This window comes from Bradyrhizobium sp. SZCCHNRI1029 (genome assembly GCF_032487555.1).
Taxonomy (GTDB): Bacteria; Pseudomonadota; Alphaproteobacteria; order Rhizobiales; family Xanthobacteraceae; genus Bradyrhizobium.
Genome location: NZ_JAUEUK010000003.1, coordinates 415,908 through 430,937, shown reverse-complemented (window position 1 = coordinate 430,937; position 15,030 = coordinate 415,908). Strand labels below are relative to the sequence as shown.

The following is a 15,030-nucleotide window of genomic DNA, read 5'->3' as shown; positions in this document are numbered from 1 at the left end:
CGCGTCAGCGCTGCTCCGCCACGGAACACAACATGACGCACGACGATCTGGTCGAAGCCTACTCTGCCGGGGGACGGCACTACCACGATCTTCGCCACGTCCAGGATTGCCTGGACCAGCTCGATCGCGTCGCGGACCTCAGCGTCCGCGAGCGCGAGGTCCTGACGCTGGCGATCTGGTGGCACGACGCCGTGTATGATCCCACGCGGTCCGACAATGAAGAGCAGAGCGCCATCCTTGCCGAGCGTCACGTCGCGCCCGAGCTGCGCGACGAGGTCGGACGCCTGATCCGGCTGACCCGGACGCACCATGTCGCGCCCGACGATCGGCTTGGCGCGCTGCTCGTCTCGATCGATCTCGCCATTCTCGGCGCCGACGAGGCCAGCTACGACGTCTACGCGGATGCGATCCGGCGCGAATATGCGCATGTGCCGGACGACGCCTACCGCGCCGGGCGCGCGGCGGTGCTGGAGCGGTTCGCGCGGCGCCCCGTGATCTATCCAGATGCGGGCTTTGCCGCTGCGCTCGACCAGAAGGCGCGGGCCAACCTCGCGCGCGAGCTGCGCGGCCTTCGATCATAAGCAGGATCGGCTCAGGCGTTTCGCGCGGCCGCGTCGCCGCGGCAATGCAGGCTGCGCAGCATCGCATGTGCTGATAGCGCTTGTCTTTTGCCGTGGCCCGACATGCAATGGGATGACATGCGCGTCGCCATGACGTGCTCCTCATTTTCTGGAACTCCGTCATGCCGATCATCAACCGCGCCGCCGAGCTGGCGGAAGACGCCAAGGTCTGGCGCCGCGATTTCCACCAGCATCCCGAGCTCCAATATGAGGTGCATCGGACGGCCGGGCGCGTCGCCGAGCTCTTGACCTCGTTCGGTGTCGACGAGGTTGTCACCGGCATCGGCCGGACCGGCGTCGTCGGCGTCATCCGCGGCCGCGAGTCGTCGCCGCGGGTGATCGGCCTGCGCGCCGACATGGACGCGCTGCCGCTGCAGGAGGTCAGCGACATCCCGCACAAGTCCACCATTCCCGGCAAGATGCACGCCTGCGGCCATGACGGCCACACCGCGATGCTGCTGGGCGCGGCGCGCTATCTCGCCGAGACGCGCAACTTCGCCGGCACGGCCATCGTCATCTTCCAGCCAGCCGAGGAGGGTGGGGCCGGTGGCCGTGCGATGGTCGAGGATGGCCTGATGGAGCGCTTCGGCATCGAGGAGGTCTACGGCCTGCACAATGCGCCGGGCCTGCCGCTCGGAACGGTCGCGACGCGCACCGGCGCGGTGATGGCCGCTGCCGACACCTTCGAGGTGCGTCTGAAGGGGCTTGGCGGCCATGCGGCCCGGCCGAACAAATGCGTCGATCCGATCATCGCCGGCGCGCAGATCGTGACCGCGCTGCAGACGATCGTGGCGCGCAACGTCGATCCGGTCGAAAGCGCGGTGCTGTCGATCACGCGCTTTCACGCGGGGACGACCGCCGACAACATCATTCCGCAGACCGCCGTCATCGGCGGCACCGTGCGCACGCTCGATGAGGACATCCGCCGCTTGATGGACGAACGCTTCAAGGGCCTGGTGACGGCGCTCGCAAGCGGCATGGGCGTGGAGGCGGAAATCGACTACGAATGGGGCTATCCGGTCGTCATCAACCATGCGGAGCAGACCGCGTTCGCGGCCGACGTGGCGCGCAGCGTCGTCGGGCCGGAACAGGTCATCACCGACATGCCGCCCCGGCTCGGCGGCGAGGACTTCGCCTACATGCTGCAGGCGCGGCCCGGCGCGTTCGTCTTCATGGGCATCGGCGATGGGGCCGGCGTGCATCACCCGGAATATGATTTCAACGACGACGTGATCCCGCACGGCATCAGCTATTGGGCCAAGCTGGTCGAGACCGCGATGCCGGCCGGCTGAGCGGGCTCTGACCGGGCCTCAGATCGCGGCCGCGGCGTCCTCGGTGCGGCGGTCGCTCTTGAAATAGTCGATCATGACCTTGGCGATCGCCATCAGCGGCAGCGCCAGGGTCAGGCCCCAGACGCCGAACACGATGCCGAGCAGGATCTGGAACGCAAACAGCGTGGCCGGCGGGATGTCCAGCGCCTGGCGCTGGATCAGCGGCGTCAGCACGTAGCTCTCCATCGCGTGCACGCCGAGGAACAGCACGAAGGCGCTGACCGCAGCGACCCAGCCGGAGGCGAGGCTCGCCAGCACCACGATGACGCCGGCGATGATCGCGCCGACGGTCGGAATGAACGCCAGCAGGCCGGCCTGGATGCCCAGGATGAACGAGCTCTGCACGCCGATGATGGCGAGGCCGATCCAGGTGACGAGGAAGACTGCGAACATCGTCGTGATCTGGGCGATCAGCCAGCGTTCCAGCGTGTAGCTGATGCGGTCCACGATCACGGTGGCCTGGTCCCGGTACTTCGCCGGCGCCAGGAAAAGCAATCCGCTGCGGTAGACCGCCGGCTGGGCCGCGAAGGCCAATCCCAGGAACAGCACGATGAAGAAGTTGCCGACGGCGCTGACGGTGCCGAGCAGCAGCTTGAAGGTCTGGCTGACGATGGCGCCGCCGGAGGAGGCCAGCGCGCTCGGCGAGGGCAGGCCGCCCGGCAGGCCATGGGACGGCGTCTGGGTCGGTGTGGTCGAGCCGCCATCAGGCGCGGCAGTGGCCGTGCTCGCGGCGTTGAAGTCGAAGAAGCTGGTGTCGATGCCGTTGCGGTCGAGGAAGCCCTTGATGTTGCCGAGCTGCGACTTGATCGTATCGCTCAGCACCTTGGCCTGGTCCGCGATGGTGGTGCCGCCGAGGAAGACGATGCCGACGAGCACGGCCGCGAGGGCCAAGCAGACGATGACGAGCCGCGCCGGATGCGGCCAGGGCAGGACGCGGCCGAGCAGGCTGGTCATCGCGTTGAGCGCGACGCCGAGCAGCATGCCCGCGAACAACAGGAAGATCGCAGCCGCGTAATACCAGGTGAAGGCCATGCCGGCCATGAACAGGGTTACCCCGATGCCGCCCACGGCAATGGCCCAGGCCAGGTCGCTGCGGGCCTGGAGGCGTGGGTCGGCGGGGGCGGTCATGAGGCATCCTCTGTGCTGATCGGCCCCCACACATTGGCGAAAACGGCTGGCGGATCAAGCACAGGCTTGGGGAAGCGGGGTGCTGCAGGACGCTTGCGGGGGTGTCGGAATTGGCATTGGGGACCCGCGTGGCCATATGTTGATCCTGCCGTGCGACGCAGGCATGATTTGTGCCTGCCACACTGGCGGACGCGGCCGCCAACGGCCACATAAGAGGGGAGAGAAACAAAAACAATGAAACGTCCGGTGGTCGGCGTGATCGGCAACAGCCATCGCGTCGAGAACAGGTTCACCGTGCAGATGGTGGGCGAGCGCAACCTGAGCGCCGTGGCCGAGGTCGCGGGCGCGCTACCGCTGATGTTTGCCGGCGTTCCCGAGATCACCGACATCGCCGCGCTGCTCGATGTCGTCGACGGCGTGGTGCTGACCGGCGCCCGCGCCAACGTGCACCCGACCCGCTTCAACACCGAGCCGAGCCTCAAGCACGAGCCCTACGACGTCCATCGCGACGAGGTCGCGCTGCAGCTGTCGGAAGCCTGCGTCTCCAGAGGCATCCCGCTGTTCGGCATCTGCCGCGGCTTGCAGGAGATGAACGTCGCCTTCGGCGGCTCGCTGCATCCGGAGATTCGCGAAATTCCCGGCCGCATGAACCACCGCATGCCGAGGCTGGAGAACGGCGAGATCCATCCCGATCCCAACGTCGTGTTCGCCGATCGCCACGAGGTGCGGCTCGCGCCGGGCGGTGCCTTCGCCAGCATCCTCGGTTGCGACAGCATCAAGGTCAATTCGCTGCATGGTCAGGGCATCCTGGAGCCGGGCGACCGCGTCGTGATCGAGGGCATCGCCGAGGACGGCACCATCGAGGCCATCCGCATCGCGGACGCGCCATCCTTTGCGCTCGGCGTGCAATGGCATGCCGAATATGACCCGCAGAAGAACCCGATCAATCGCAAGCTGTTCGAGGCGTTCGGTGAGGCGGTGAGGAAGCGGCATCTGTCATCCTGACGTCGGGGCTGAACCGGGTTTCCAAAACGGCAGACGAAGCTGCAGAGACGGCTCATCGTGAGCTCGTCACAAGGAATCCGTGATGCGCCACGTCCTGACTGTCGCCATTGTGCTCCTCGCCGCTCCGGCCTTGGCCCAAGGCACGCCGCCGATGGAAGGCCCGATCACCTGCTCGTCGCCGGTCGCGGCCACCGATTCGGCAAACAGCCTCAAGCAGCGCTATGGCGACGAGGCCGTGGTTCAGGATCTGCCGGGCGCCGAGGGCGAGACCTACAAGGGCCTCGTGCTGTTTCCGCGGGCGATGGACCGGCGCATCGAGGTCGGCTTCATCGACGATAAGGTCGCGACGGTGTCCGGGCTCACCTTGCGCGATACGGCCAAGACGAGCCGCTGGAGCGTGGCCGGCATCACCATCGGGGCCAGCCTCGTCGAGGTCCAGAAGGCCAATGGCAAGTCGTTCGTCGTGAGCGGCTTCGGCTGGGACTATGGCGGCTTCGTCACCGACTTCAAGAACGGCGCGCTGGGACGCATCCTGCCGGGCGGCTGCTCGATCACCGTGCGCTTCGGCAAGGACAAGGACCCACCGCGAGCGCTCTCGGGCGATGGCGTGAAGGTGTCGTCCGACAATCCGGCGCTGGTGAAATTCGCGCCCGTCGTCACCGAGATCGGCATCAATTTCGCCGCGAAGTGATGGCTTCATAGTCGCAGGACTGACCGGGATGAGCATGCGCCGAACGAGCTTGTTGTTGATGCTTCTGGCTGCGCCGGCATGGGCACAGACCGCGCCGCCTGCCGATGGGCCGATCACCTGCACCTCGCCGGTGTCGGTCACGGACTCCGCCAAGAGCCTGATGCAGCGCTACGGCCAGGAGGCGGTGGTAGACGACCAGTTGTTCACCGGGGTGGAGGACATCACCTATCAAGGCGTCGTGCTGTCGCCAAAAGTGCCGGACTGGCGTATCGAGATCGGCTTTGCTGACGAGACGATGCGGCGGGTGTCACGTCTCACCTTGATCGCCTCCAAGACGAGTCATTGGAACGTTGCCGGCGTGACGCTCGGCTCCACTTTGGCCGAGGTGCAGAAGATCAATGGCAGGCCGTTTCTGATCCGCGAGTTCTTCACCGATGGTGGCGGCTTCGTTGTCGACTGGAAAGGCGGCACGCTGAGCCGTCCTTTGCCGGGTGGATGCTCCGTCAGCGTTCGCTTCGGCAGTGACGACCACGAGGGAAATCCGATCGGTGATCGCATCGCATCCGACAAGGCGGAGTTGCGCAAATGGGGACCGGTGGTCGAGCAGATCGTGGTGAGGTTTCCCGAGAAATAGCGGCTGAGTGCGCCCTCGGGCCTCATGGTTCGAGACGGCGCGCACTTCTGTCGGATGATCTCATTGACTCATGGGCGCGCGCCTCCTCACCATGAGGAGAAACCACGGCCTCGCGCGACCTCCATCTCCTCATCCTTAAGGAGCTTGGCGATAGCCGAGCGTCTCGAAGGACGAGTCCCGTTGGATCATCGCAGATGAGCAGCCACCAACAAAAGGCGCCCGGTGAAGGGCGCTGGGGGCAGGGGTGGTGCGGCAAGATCTCCATCAGGAAAGCTTGCCGCGTTTCTCGATAGCCACGACAACGCAGCGCTCGTCAATGGGCGCCGGTCGCAGGCGCGTCCGGCGGATTCTCCGAGAGCGGCCGTCTCCTACGGCCAAGCCCAATCCGTGCAGTTCGTCCCGCGCGTGGCGAGAGCGCAGCTCCGCTCAGGGCTTTGCGAGATGCCAGGCGTTGTTCAGGAAGCCGTCGCCTGTGATGTCGCCGGGCTTCTGATCCTTGGCGAAGGTGTAGAGCGGCTTGCCCTTGTAAGCCCACTGCCTGGAGCCGTCGTCCCGGGTGATGATGGTGTAGTTGGCGTCGGCCTTGTCGCTGGCTTCGGCTTTCAGGACCGGCCAGTTGGTCGCGCAGGGACCGTTGCAGGCTGATTTGCCGTCGACGTCCTTGTCGAACGTGTAGAGCGTCATGCCCTTGTTGTCGGTGAGGATGTCACCCTTCGTGCTGCTGCCGCTCTTGGTTGGAGGCGCCGCGCTGGCGGACGAGATCGCCGCGAGTGAGATTGCGGCGGTCAGGAAGAGGCGCGAGATCGAAAGCCTGGTCATTCGAAATCTCCCAATGCATGTGGATCACAGGGATAGAAACTCATTCCGGCCCGATCTATTCCTTGCGCCTGTCCCTATTCGTCATTGGGAGGAATGTCGTACCGCCGTTCTGGCGCTCATGCCGGCCTTGGCATTCGCAGCACGGCACTGCGACACCAATGAAAAGGGCGCCCCGTGAGGGGCGCCCTGGTGTCGTCATCCGCCGATCAATCGGGCTGTCAGCCCGAGTAGTACATGTCGAACTCGACCGGGTGCGGGGTCATTTCGAAGCGCTCGACCTCGGTCATCTTCAGCGCGATGTAGCTGTCGATGAAGTCGTCGTCGAACACGCCGCCGGCCTTCAGGAAGGCGCGGTCCTTGTCGAGGTTCTCGAGCGCCTCGCGCAAGCTGCCGCAGACGGTCGGGATCTGCTTCAGCTCTTCCTTCGGCAGGTCGTAGAGGTCCTTGTCCATCGCCGGGCCCGGATCGAGCTTGTTCTTCACGCCGTCGAGGCCGGCCATCAGCATCGCGGCAAAGCCGAGATAGGGATTGGCGAGCGGATCGGGGAAGCGGACCTCGACGCGCTTGGCCTTCGGCGACGAGGTGTAGGGGATGCGGCAGGACGCCGAGCGGTTGCGCGCGGAGTAGGCGAGCAGCACCGGCGCCTCATAGCCCGGGACCAGACGCTTGTAGGAGTTGGTCGACGGGTTGGTGAAGGCGTTGATGGCCTTGGCGTGCTTGATGATGCCGGCGATGTAGGACAGGCAGGTCTCCGACAGGTCGGAATACTTGTTGCCCGCGAACACCGGCTTGCCGTCCTTCCAGATCGACTGGTGGACGTGCATGCCCGAACCGTTGTCGCCATAGACCGGCTTCGGCATGAAGGTGGCGGTCTTGCCGTAGATGTGGGCGACCTGATGGATGCAGTATTTGTAGATCTGCATCTGGTCGGCCATCAAGGTCAGCGTGTCGAACTTCATGCCGAGCTCGTGCTGGGCCGAGGCGACCTCGTGATGGTGCTTCTCGACCTTGACGCCCATGCGGGCCATGGCGCCGAGCATCTCCGAGCGCATGTCCTGCACCGAGTCCTGCGGCGGCACCGGGAAGTAGCCCGCCTTGGTGCGGATGCGGTGGCCGAGATTGCCGCCCTCATATTCGGTGTCGGAGTTGGTCGGCAGCTCCGAGGAGTCCAGGCGGAAGCCGGTGTTGTAGGGCGACGAGCTGTAGCGCACGTCGTCGAATACGAAGAACTCGGCTTCGGGGCCGACGAACACGGTGTCGCCCACGCCCATCGACTTCACCATCGCCTCGGCCTTCTTGGCGATGCCGCGGGGGTCGCGGTTGTACGGCTCGCCGGTGGTCGGCTCGAGCACGTCGCAGGTGATGATCATGGTGGTTTCGGCGAAGAACGGATCGATCGTCGCGGTCACCGGGTCGGGCATCAGGCACATGTCGGATTCATTGATCGCCTTCCAGCCGGCGATCGAGGAGCCGTCGAACATCGTGCCTTCGGCAAAAATGTCTTCGTCGATCATGCTGACGTCGAAGGTGACGTGCTGCCACTTGCCCCGCGGGTCGGTGAAGCGGAGGTCGACGTATTTGACGTCATTGTCCTTGATTGCTTTCAAGACGTCCTTGGCGGTCTTCATGAATACCCCTCTTGGCTTATAACGTCACGGCCCGGCGCGGGACGGCGTCCGCGGGTCATGCTCCATAGCCTCGTGCGGGAGCCAAGACAACATCGGAAACGGCAAAACGGCCGCGTGCAAGCGCCTCGCAGAGGACACTCGAGCTGCCGTGGGGGCTGCTGGCGCAGCAAACGTTCCGTGGGGGGCCCGGAGCGGACGGTCCGTTGAGGCCCCCCGGTCAGGCTAGATCGCGTCCAGCCCGGATTCTCCGGTTCGGATGCGGATGGCTTCCTCGATGTTGGACACGAAGATCTTGCCGTCGCCGATGCGGCCGGTCTGGGCGGCGCGGCGGATCGCCTCGATCGCGCGCTCGACCAAATCGTCGCCGATCACGATCTCGATCTTCACCTTGGGCAGGAAATCAACGATGTATTCGGCGCCCCGGTAGAGCTCGGCATGGCCTTTTTGCCGGCCGAAACCCTTCGCTTCGGTAACGGTGATGCCCTGAAGTCCCACCTCCTGAAGCGCCTCCTTCACCTCGTCGAGCTTGAACGGCTTGATGATGGCTTCGATCTTCTTCACTGAGCGCCTCCCGGGCATTCCGCTATAAACAACATGTGGGTCATCGTCAGGCTGCGCCCACGCGCAAGTCGTTCGATCATTTCGTTACCGGGCCCAACACTCTCCGGCGGAGGCCCGGTGATTGATTGCCCGACTTGCCCCGTGCCGAAGTGGCTCCACAAAAGCAGGGTCTATGCCAAGTCGTTAACGGGCCCAAATGGAGCCGATATTCAGGCATTTCACCAGCACCCGACGATTCCCTCAAGGAACGTCTAGAATACCGGAGCCTTGAGATTAGGCAAACAGATCAAACATTGTGCAGGTCTTGACGGCGGAGCCGCGCGTTGTCCGAAATGCCCAGGGAAAAGGCGACGTGCCGGGTTTCGTTGCGTCTTGCCAGATGTGCAGCGCCCTTGGAAGTTGCGGGCTGCCGCGGCAATAGGGAGCGCGGGATTCGCCCGCACCGGCTCCGAGGGACGGGGCGCCGACGTCCGCTGCGAGGCGACGGGGACGACATCACGCAGCCGGCGCAAGACGGCGGCTGGGGACGAGAGCGGTAATGGACATCTTGACCACGAGCGAAATGGAGCGCGCCGACCGGCTGACCATCGCGGCCGGCACGCCGGGCTTTTCGCTGATGCTGAGCGCCGGACAGGCGGTGGCCGAGGCGGCCATGGACCTGGTCGAGACCGGGCCGATCGTGGTCGTGTGTGGGCCGGGCAACAATGGCGGCGACGGCTTCGTTGCCGCGGCCGAGCTCGCCGCGCAGGGCAGGGACGTGTCGGTCATCCTGATGTGCGAGCGCGACGCGCTGCACGGCGACGCGGCCTCCGCCGCCAAGGGCTGGAAGTTTCCGGTGCTGCCGTTCACGCCGCAGGCGATCGGCAAGCCGGCGCTGATCATCGACGCGCTGTTCGGCGCAGGTCTCAGCCGGCCCGTCACCGGCGAGCCCCATGACGTCATCGCAGCGATCAACGGCAATGGCGCGCCGGTGCTCGCCGTCGACCTGCCGAGCGGCATCAACGGCACCACGGCCGCGGTGATGGGCATCGCGGTCCGCGCCACCGAGACGGTGACCTTCTTCCGCAAGAAGCCGGCGCACCTGCTGCTGCCGGGCCGCCAGCATTGCGGGCGCGTCCGGCTCGCCGACATCGGCATCGATCCCCAGGTGCTCGCCGAGATCAGGCCGCAGGCCTTCGAGAACGATCCCGAGCTGTGGCAGGGCCATTTTCCGGTGCCACGCATCGACGGCCACAAATACGCCCGCGGGCACGTGCTGGCGATGTCCGGCGACGTCACCGCCACGGGCGCGGCGCGGATGGCCGCGCGGGCCGCATTGCGGGCGGGCGCCGGCCTGGTCACGCTGGCCTCGCCGCGCGATGCGCTGGCGGTCAATGCTGCGGCGCTGACGGCGGTGATGGTGCGCGCCGCCGACACCGCGATCGAGTTCGGCGAGCTGCTCGGCGACAAGCGCTACAACACCTGCATCATCGGGCCCGGAACGGGCGTCAGCGAGCGCACGCGCGACCTCGTCTTCACCGCGCTGTCGGCGCAGCGTCATCTCGTGCTCGATGCCGACGCATTGACGAGCTTCGCCGATGCGCCGGAGCGGTTGTTCGAGCAGATCAGGGCGATGGCCGACGCGCAGATCGTGCTGACGCCGCACGAGGGCGAATTCCCGCGCCTGTTCTCGGATCTCAGCAACAAGCATCCCGGCCGCTCCAAGCTGGAGCGCGTCCGCGCGGCGGCCGTGCGCTGCGGCGCCGTGGTGCTGTTGAAGGGCGCCGACACGACGGTGGCCGCGCCCGACGGCCGCGCCGCGATCGCCGCCAACGCGCCGCCCTGGCTCGCCACCGCCGGCGCCGGCGACGTGCTCGCCGGCATCATCGCCGGCTTGCTGGCGCAGGGTGTGCCGGCGTTCGAGGCCGCCTGCATCGGCGTCTGGATGCATGGCGAGGCGGGCAACGAGGCGGGACCGGGGCTGATCGCGGAGGATCTGACGGAGACCTTGCCTGCGGTGTTCCGGCGGCTCTATGACCGGTTCGGCGTCGAGTATTGATTAGGGGCGAGTCGTCGCCTCAACCACGCTGTCATGCCCGCGAAGGCGGGCATCCAGTACGCCGCGGCCTATCGATTTAGCCACCGATGTCTCGGCGTACCGGATCGCCCGGTCGCGGGTGATGACAGTTGGGGGTGAGGCGGCGACGGCGCGTCCTGCTCTTGGCTGTGCTCACGTCACCTGATATTTCGCCACCGCGCTCTCGTTCCAGGCGAGGCCGAGGCCGGGACCTTTGGCTGTCACCTTGCCATCCACCACCCGCAGCGGCTCGGCGAGAATGGCGCCGGCGAAGTCCAGCACCTCGAGCCAGTGCGCCGTCGGCGTCACTGCCAGCACATGGGCGCTCGCCTCGGGCAGGATGTGGCTCGACATCGGGATCGAGGCGGCGTCGGCTTGCCCCGCGACGTTGAGCCAGCCGGTGATGCCGCCGACCTTCATCAGGTCGGGCATGATGAAGTCGGAGGCGCCGGCGGCGATCGCCTCGGCAAAGCCGCGCGGAAACCACCAGTTTTCGCCGGCCTGGATCGGGATCTCCGAGCGCTCGCGCACCCGGGCATGGCCGGAGAGGTTTTCCTGCGGCACCGGCTCCTCGATCCAGGTCAGGTCGTAGGCAGCAAGGTTGGTAATTCGACGTGTCGCCTCAGCGGGATCGAGCGACTGGTTGAAGTCGAGCATCAGCGCCATGTCCGGGCCGAGCAGGGCGCGCAGGCCCTTGGTCATCGCTTCGTCGGTCGCGAGATCGCCATGACCGCCCTTGGTCTTGATGGCGCGGAAGCCGTGCTCGTCGCGCGCGGCGCGCAAGGTGCGCTCGTCGTCCTTGGCATCGAGCACGCCATAGCTGTCATAGGCCGGAATCGGCCGCGCCGTGCCGCCGAGCAGCTCGACGACGGGCTTGCCCGCGAGCTGACCGAGCGCATCCCAGAACGCCATGTCGAGGCCCGAGACGGCCATGCCGACGAGGCCCTGCCAGCCGAGCAGGCGGAATTTGGCGTCCATGAGTTTCATCAGGTCGAACGGGACCAGGGCTTGGCCCTTGAGCTCTCGGCCGATCTCCTCGACCAGATGCAGCAGCGGTTTCAAGGCGAGCCTGGTGTAAGCGAACAGGTAGGAATGGCCGGTAACCCCCTGATCGGTTGCGACGTCGATCAGCACCAGCGGTCCGGAGTCGATGATCCCGAACGCGTTGCGCAGGGGGCGCTTCATGGGCGTGATCACGGCGCGCGCCGTGACCCCGGTGATGGCGGCAGTGGTCATGGGGACTGTTCCCTCAGGTTCGTTTCCTCACCTGATCTCATACCACCGCAGCAGCCGCGGCGCCGCCCAGTTGGTCGCCATGCTCTCGACCAGGAACCGGCCGGATTGCTCGGCAAGGAATGCAATGCGCTGGGTCTGGCCGGCCTCCAGCGCCAGCGTGTCGAGCCAATAGGGCTTCCAGCCGTCGTCGAGCCGGTCGAGCAGCCGAAACGGCTGGCCATGAAGGTGGACCACATGGGTGCCGGCGGTCTTGTTCGCCAATGCCAGCACGACCACTTGGCCGGCCTTGGCCTGGAAGGTGGGGGCGCCGGCGGCGTTGAACGCGGCGGGCGGTTGCCAGCCGGCGCCGTCGAGCGCGAGCTCGGCCCGAGCGGCGGTCCTCAGGTCCAGCTTGTCCGGCAACCCGTTCGACGGCAAAGGCGGCGCCGGCGGCAGTGGGGCGGCACGGAGCGGCGGCTCGCTCGACGCCACCAGCCGGGCGAGGGGACGCGGATTGCTGCCGTCGTGCAGCAGCACGGCCAGCACCGTCTTGGCGGCGGGCATGTCGATGAAGACGTCGGTGCGGCCGCCGGGCGGCAGCACCACCGCGCCATTTCGAGCCAGGAAAGGCTCGGCCGGCTGGCCGTCGATGGCCATCACGCGGACGGCGTCGAGGTCGGCGATTTTGATCGCAATCACAGCGCGTTGACAGCCGTTGATGAACCGCAGCCTGACCCGCTCATGGGTCCGCAGCGCGATCTCGGGCTGGACGTGCCCATTGACGGTGTAGATGAGCTCGGTGTCTTGCGCTTCGGTTCCTGGCGCAACCGCGGTGCCGTCCGCCTTGAGCCTGAAATCCTCGACCAGGAAAATTTCGTCGCGGTCGACAGTTACCGTCGCGGCCTCATCGACGATGACAGGCAGCGGGCGGATCGGCACGGCGTCGGCGAGCAGCCGCAGGTCGAGCAGGCCGGTCCCGGCGCGCGACGCCAGGGCTGGAATGGTGGCCCGGCCGCCGGGGCCGATCTCCGCCTGCGCCAGCAGCGGTGCGGGCAAAGCGAGGCCGCGGCTGGACAATGCGGCCGGGATCGAAAGGCCATTCGAAAGGTCAAGATCGAGCGCCGTGCCGCGGGCGAGCCGGACCACCGGGGCCGGTGCAGCCAGCCGCCAGAGCGGGCTGGCCGAGCGTCCCTGGGCCAGCACCAGAGATTCGCCGCGAGCGTTCAACGAAACCGAGATTCGGCCACCGGCCCGAGCCGAGCGGGTAAACGAGGCCGCGCCGGCTGCCGCAAGGCCGCCGAGCAGGGCGCGGCGGCTGAGCCCCTCCGACGGTTCCGTCATGCGACAAAACATCGTGCGATGAGGGGGATGCGGATCATGCTGTTTTCCCTTATCTGTGCGTGCGACACGGTCGATCGGCCTGCCGGTGGTGCTTTCGACAGCCCATTTTTTTGCTGCGGACGGTTTCGTGCGTGGTATAAGCCGCGCCGCCCGCGGCACCGCGGCCGGGCTATCGATGCAGTTCACGCGGGCGTGGCGGAACTGGTAGACGCGCTGGATTTAGGTTCCAGTGACGAAAGTTGTGGGGGTTCGAGTCCCTCCGCCCGCACCAAGCGCTTCTCCGGCGTTTGCCCCAAGTTTTACCGGCAGACCCGCTCTCTCGCACAGAGAAGCGGGGCCGCCGATCCCACCGGCGCAAAGCCTTTTGCTGCGCGTCGTCCACAATTGAGTCAGATGTGTCCGGATCGCAAGGGTTCGGACCGAAGCGGAAGAAGATTGACGCCATGCAGGTCACAGAAACCTTGTCGGAAGGCTTGAAGCACGAGTTCCAGATCAGCGTTCCGGCGGCGGATCTCGACGCCAAGGCGGACGCCAAGCTGGTCGATCTCAAGGACAAGGTCCGCATCAACGGCTTCCGCCCCGGCAAGGTGCCGGTCGCGCATCTGAAGAAGATCTATGGCAAGTCGGTCATGGCGGAGACCATCGACCAGACCATCCGCGACACCAACACGCAGATCTTCACCGAGCGCGGCTTCCGCCTCGCCACCGAGCCGAAGGTGACGATGCCGACGGAGGAGGCCGAGGTCGAGAAGATCCTCTCCGGCCAGTCGGACCTGACCTACACCGTGGCCGTCGAGGTCGTGCCGGCGATTGCGCTCGCCGACTTCAAGACCTTCTCGGTCGAGAAGCCGGTGGCCGACATCACCGATGCCGATGTCGATGAGGCGATCAAGCGCCTGGCCGATGCCAACCGCAGCTACGCGGCGAAGGCCGAGGGCGCGAAGGCCGCGAGCGGTGACCGCGTGAAGATCAACTTCAAGGGCACGATCGACGGCGTCGCCTTCGAGGGCGGCACGGGTGAGGGCATCGACGTCGTGATCGGCTCGAACACCTTCATTCCCGGCTTCGAGGACCAGCTGATCGGTATCGGCGTCGGCGAGACTCGCACCCTGAAGGTCACGTTCCCGACCAATTATCTCAACAACGAGCTGGCCGGGAAGGCGGCGGAGTTCGAAACCACCGCCACCGCCATCGAGGCGCCCGAAGACAAGGTGGTGGACGATGAGTTCGCCAAGACGCTCGGCCTCGAATCGCTCGACAAGCTGAAGCAGTTGATGCGCGATCGTCTCGCCGGCGAGTTCAGCCAGGCGACCCGCCAGCGCGTCAAGCGCGCGCTGCTCGACCGTCTCGACGAGACCCACAAGTTCGATGCGCCGCCGTCGCTGATCGACGAGGAGTTCAACCTGATGTGGAACTCGGTCAAGGCCGAGATGGATTCCAGCGGCAAGACCTTCGCCGACGAGAACACCACCGAGGACAAGGCGAAGGAGGAGTACCGCACCATCGCCGACCGCCGCGTGCGCCTCGGCCTCGTGCTGTCGGAGATCGGCGAGAAGAACAAGATCACCGTGACCGACGACGAGGTCAGCCGCGCCGTGATCGAGCGTGCGCGCTCGATGCCGGGCCGCGAGAAGGAGGTCTGGGACTTCTATCGCAGCAACCCGCAGGCGCTCGCGCAGCTGCGCGCGCCAATCTACGAGGACAAGGTCGTCGACTTCATCCTCGAACTCGCCAACGTGACCGAGAAGAAGGTCTCCAAGGACGAGCTGTTCAAGGACGACGACAGCGACAAGGCGGCCTGATCAGGCTGTCCATCGTAGGGTTCGCGACATAAGCGCGAGATTAAGGTTGACCGGCGAAAGCGCCGGTCGTCCAGGTTCCGGCGCTGGCCGTCGCCGCGGGAATCAGCTTGAACAGGGCAACGACCTCGCTTGCGGCGGGCCAGGGCACCCGGTCTTGTCACCGGCAAATTGGTCCATATCTGTGGGCTCGGTCTTGAAG

Annotated in this window: 13 protein-coding genes and 1 tRNA gene; 8 read left to right on the top strand and 6 right to left on the bottom strand. The window is 66.2% G+C overall.

The window, feature by feature from the left end; translation table 11 throughout:
- Positions 1-32: 32 nt before the first annotated feature.
- Both QW861_RS11135 and QW861_RS11130 read left to right on the top strand, forming a co-directional pair.
- Positions 33-581 (top strand): phosphohydrolase, encoded by a 549-nt coding sequence (locus tag QW861_RS11135; protein WP_315711519.1) that lies wholly within the window; start codon positions 33-35, stop codon positions 579-581.
- A gap of 161 nt (positions 582-742) precedes the next feature.
- Positions 743-1,912 carry a M20 aminoacylase family protein gene (locus QW861_RS11130; protein WP_315711520.1) on the top strand — a complete coding sequence of 390 codons (1,170 nt, stop codon included), beginning with the start codon at positions 743-745 and terminating at the stop codon, positions 1,910-1,912.
- Between the two features lie 18 nt (positions 1,913-1,930).
- Here QW861_RS11130 and QW861_RS11125 read toward each other — a convergent pair whose 3' ends face one another.
- On the bottom strand, positions 1,931-3,079 hold the full coding sequence (locus QW861_RS11125; protein ID WP_315711522.1) for an AI-2E family transporter: 1,149 nt from the start codon (positions 3,077-3,079) through the stop codon (positions 1,931-1,933).
- Between the two features lie 234 nt (positions 3,080-3,313).
- Here QW861_RS11125 and QW861_RS11120 point away from each other — a divergent pair, with 234 nt between their 5' ends.
- From QW861_RS11120 to QW861_RS11110, 3 genes are all read left to right on the top strand, one after another.
- Positions 3,314-4,084, top strand: a complete 771-nt coding sequence (locus tag QW861_RS11120) for a gamma-glutamyl-gamma-aminobutyrate hydrolase family protein (protein ID WP_315750873.1) — start codon at positions 3,314-3,316, stop codon at positions 4,082-4,084.
- A gap of 82 nt (positions 4,085-4,166) precedes the next feature.
- Entirely contained in the window at positions 4,167-4,775 is a 609-nt protein-coding gene (locus QW861_RS11115) for a hypothetical protein (RefSeq protein ID WP_315750875.1), read from the top strand.
- 58 nt (positions 4,776-4,833) lie between these two features.
- Entirely contained in the window at positions 4,834-5,409 is a 576-nt protein-coding gene (locus QW861_RS11110; protein ID WP_409998639.1) for a hypothetical protein, read from the top strand.
- Positions 5,410-5,835: 426 nt separating this feature from the next.
- Here the strand turns inward: QW861_RS11110 and QW861_RS11105 are convergent, their stop codons facing one another.
- The 3 genes from QW861_RS11105 to QW861_RS11095 form a co-directional block, all read right to left on the bottom strand.
- Positions 5,836-6,228: a hypothetical protein gene (locus QW861_RS11105; RefSeq protein WP_315711527.1), complete on the bottom strand. Its 393-nt coding sequence runs from the start codon at positions 6,226-6,228 to the stop codon at positions 5,836-5,838.
- A gap of 218 nt (positions 6,229-6,446) precedes the next feature.
- Positions 6,447-7,856, bottom strand: coding sequence for a type I glutamate--ammonia ligase (gene glnA / locus QW861_RS11100; protein WP_006611030.1), 1,410 nt, complete (start codon positions 7,854-7,856; stop codon positions 6,447-6,449).
- Positions 7,857-8,078: 222 nt separating this feature from the next.
- Positions 8,079-8,417: a P-II family nitrogen regulator gene (locus tag QW861_RS11095; RefSeq protein WP_009027873.1), complete on the bottom strand. Its 339-nt coding sequence runs from the start codon at positions 8,415-8,417 to the stop codon at positions 8,079-8,081.
- Between the two features lie 538 nt (positions 8,418-8,955).
- Here QW861_RS11095 and QW861_RS11090 point away from each other — a divergent pair.
- A complete protein-coding gene (locus QW861_RS11090; protein ID WP_315750877.1) occupies positions 8,956-10,455 on the top strand; it encodes an NAD(P)H-hydrate dehydratase in 1,500 nt (499 codons plus the stop codon).
- 171 nt (positions 10,456-10,626) lie between these two features.
- On the opposite strand, the gene QW861_RS11085 is transcribed toward QW861_RS11090, so the two are convergent.
- Positions 10,627-11,709, bottom strand: a complete 1,083-nt coding sequence (locus tag QW861_RS11085; protein WP_316175244.1) for an enolase C-terminal domain-like protein — start codon at positions 11,707-11,709, stop codon at positions 10,627-10,629.
- Positions 11,710-11,736: 27 nt separating this feature from the next.
- On the bottom strand, positions 11,737-13,041 hold the full coding sequence (locus QW861_RS11080; protein WP_316170324.1) for a multicopper oxidase family protein: 1,305 nt from the start codon (positions 13,039-13,041) through the stop codon (positions 11,737-11,739).
- A gap of 174 nt (positions 13,042-13,215) precedes the next feature.
- Between QW861_RS11080 and QW861_RS11075 the strand changes: the two genes are divergently transcribed.
- Together QW861_RS11075 and tig are read left to right on the top strand one after the other, a co-directional pair.
- Positions 13,216-13,300 (top strand) — tRNA-Leu (locus tag QW861_RS11075).
- A gap of 172 nt (positions 13,301-13,472) precedes the next feature.
- Entirely contained in the window at positions 13,473-14,831 is a 1,359-nt protein-coding gene (gene tig / locus QW861_RS11070) for a trigger factor (RefSeq protein WP_315711530.1), read from the top strand.
- The last annotated feature ends 199 nt before the right edge of the window (positions 14,832-15,030 follow it).

Bases quoted from the DNA above. Each gene is read 5' to 3' on its own strand.
- QW861_RS11135 (WP_315711519.1), top strand. From the start codon at position 33: ATGACGCACGACGATCTGGTCGAAGCCTACTCTGCCGGGGGACGGCAC.
- QW861_RS11130 (WP_315711520.1), top strand. From the start codon at position 743: ATGCCGATCATCAACCGCGCCGCCGAGCTGGCGGAAGACGCCAAGGTC.
- QW861_RS11125 (WP_315711522.1), bottom strand. From the start codon at position 3,079: ATGACCGCCCCCGCCGACCCACGCCTCCAGGCCCGCAGCGACCTGGCC.
- QW861_RS11120 (WP_315750873.1), top strand. From the start codon at position 3,314: ATGAAACGTCCGGTGGTCGGCGTGATCGGCAACAGCCATCGCGTCGAG.
- QW861_RS11115 (WP_315750875.1), top strand. From the start codon at position 4,167: ATGCGCCACGTCCTGACTGTCGCCATTGTGCTCCTCGCCGCTCCGGCC.
- QW861_RS11110 (WP_409998639.1), top strand. From the start codon at position 4,834: ATGCTTCTGGCTGCGCCGGCATGGGCACAGACCGCGCCGCCTGCCGAT.
- QW861_RS11105 (WP_315711527.1), bottom strand. From the start codon at position 6,228: ATGACCAGGCTTTCGATCTCGCGCCTCTTCCTGACCGCCGCAATCTCA.
- glnA (WP_006611030.1), bottom strand. From the start codon at position 7,856: ATGAAGACCGCCAAGGACGTCTTGAAAGCAATCAAGGACAATGACGTC.
- QW861_RS11090 (WP_315750877.1), top strand. From the start codon at position 8,956: ATGGACATCTTGACCACGAGCGAAATGGAGCGCGCCGACCGGCTGACC.
- QW861_RS11085 (WP_316175244.1), bottom strand. From the start codon at position 11,709: ATGACCACTGCCGCCATCACCGGGGTCACGGCGCGCGCCGTGATCACG.
- QW861_RS11080 (WP_316170324.1), bottom strand. From the start codon at position 13,041: ATGTTTTGTCGCATGACGGAACCGTCGGAGGGGCTCAGCCGCCGCGCC.
- tig (WP_315711530.1), top strand. From the start codon at position 13,473: ATGCAGGTCACAGAAACCTTGTCGGAAGGCTTGAAGCACGAGTTCCAG.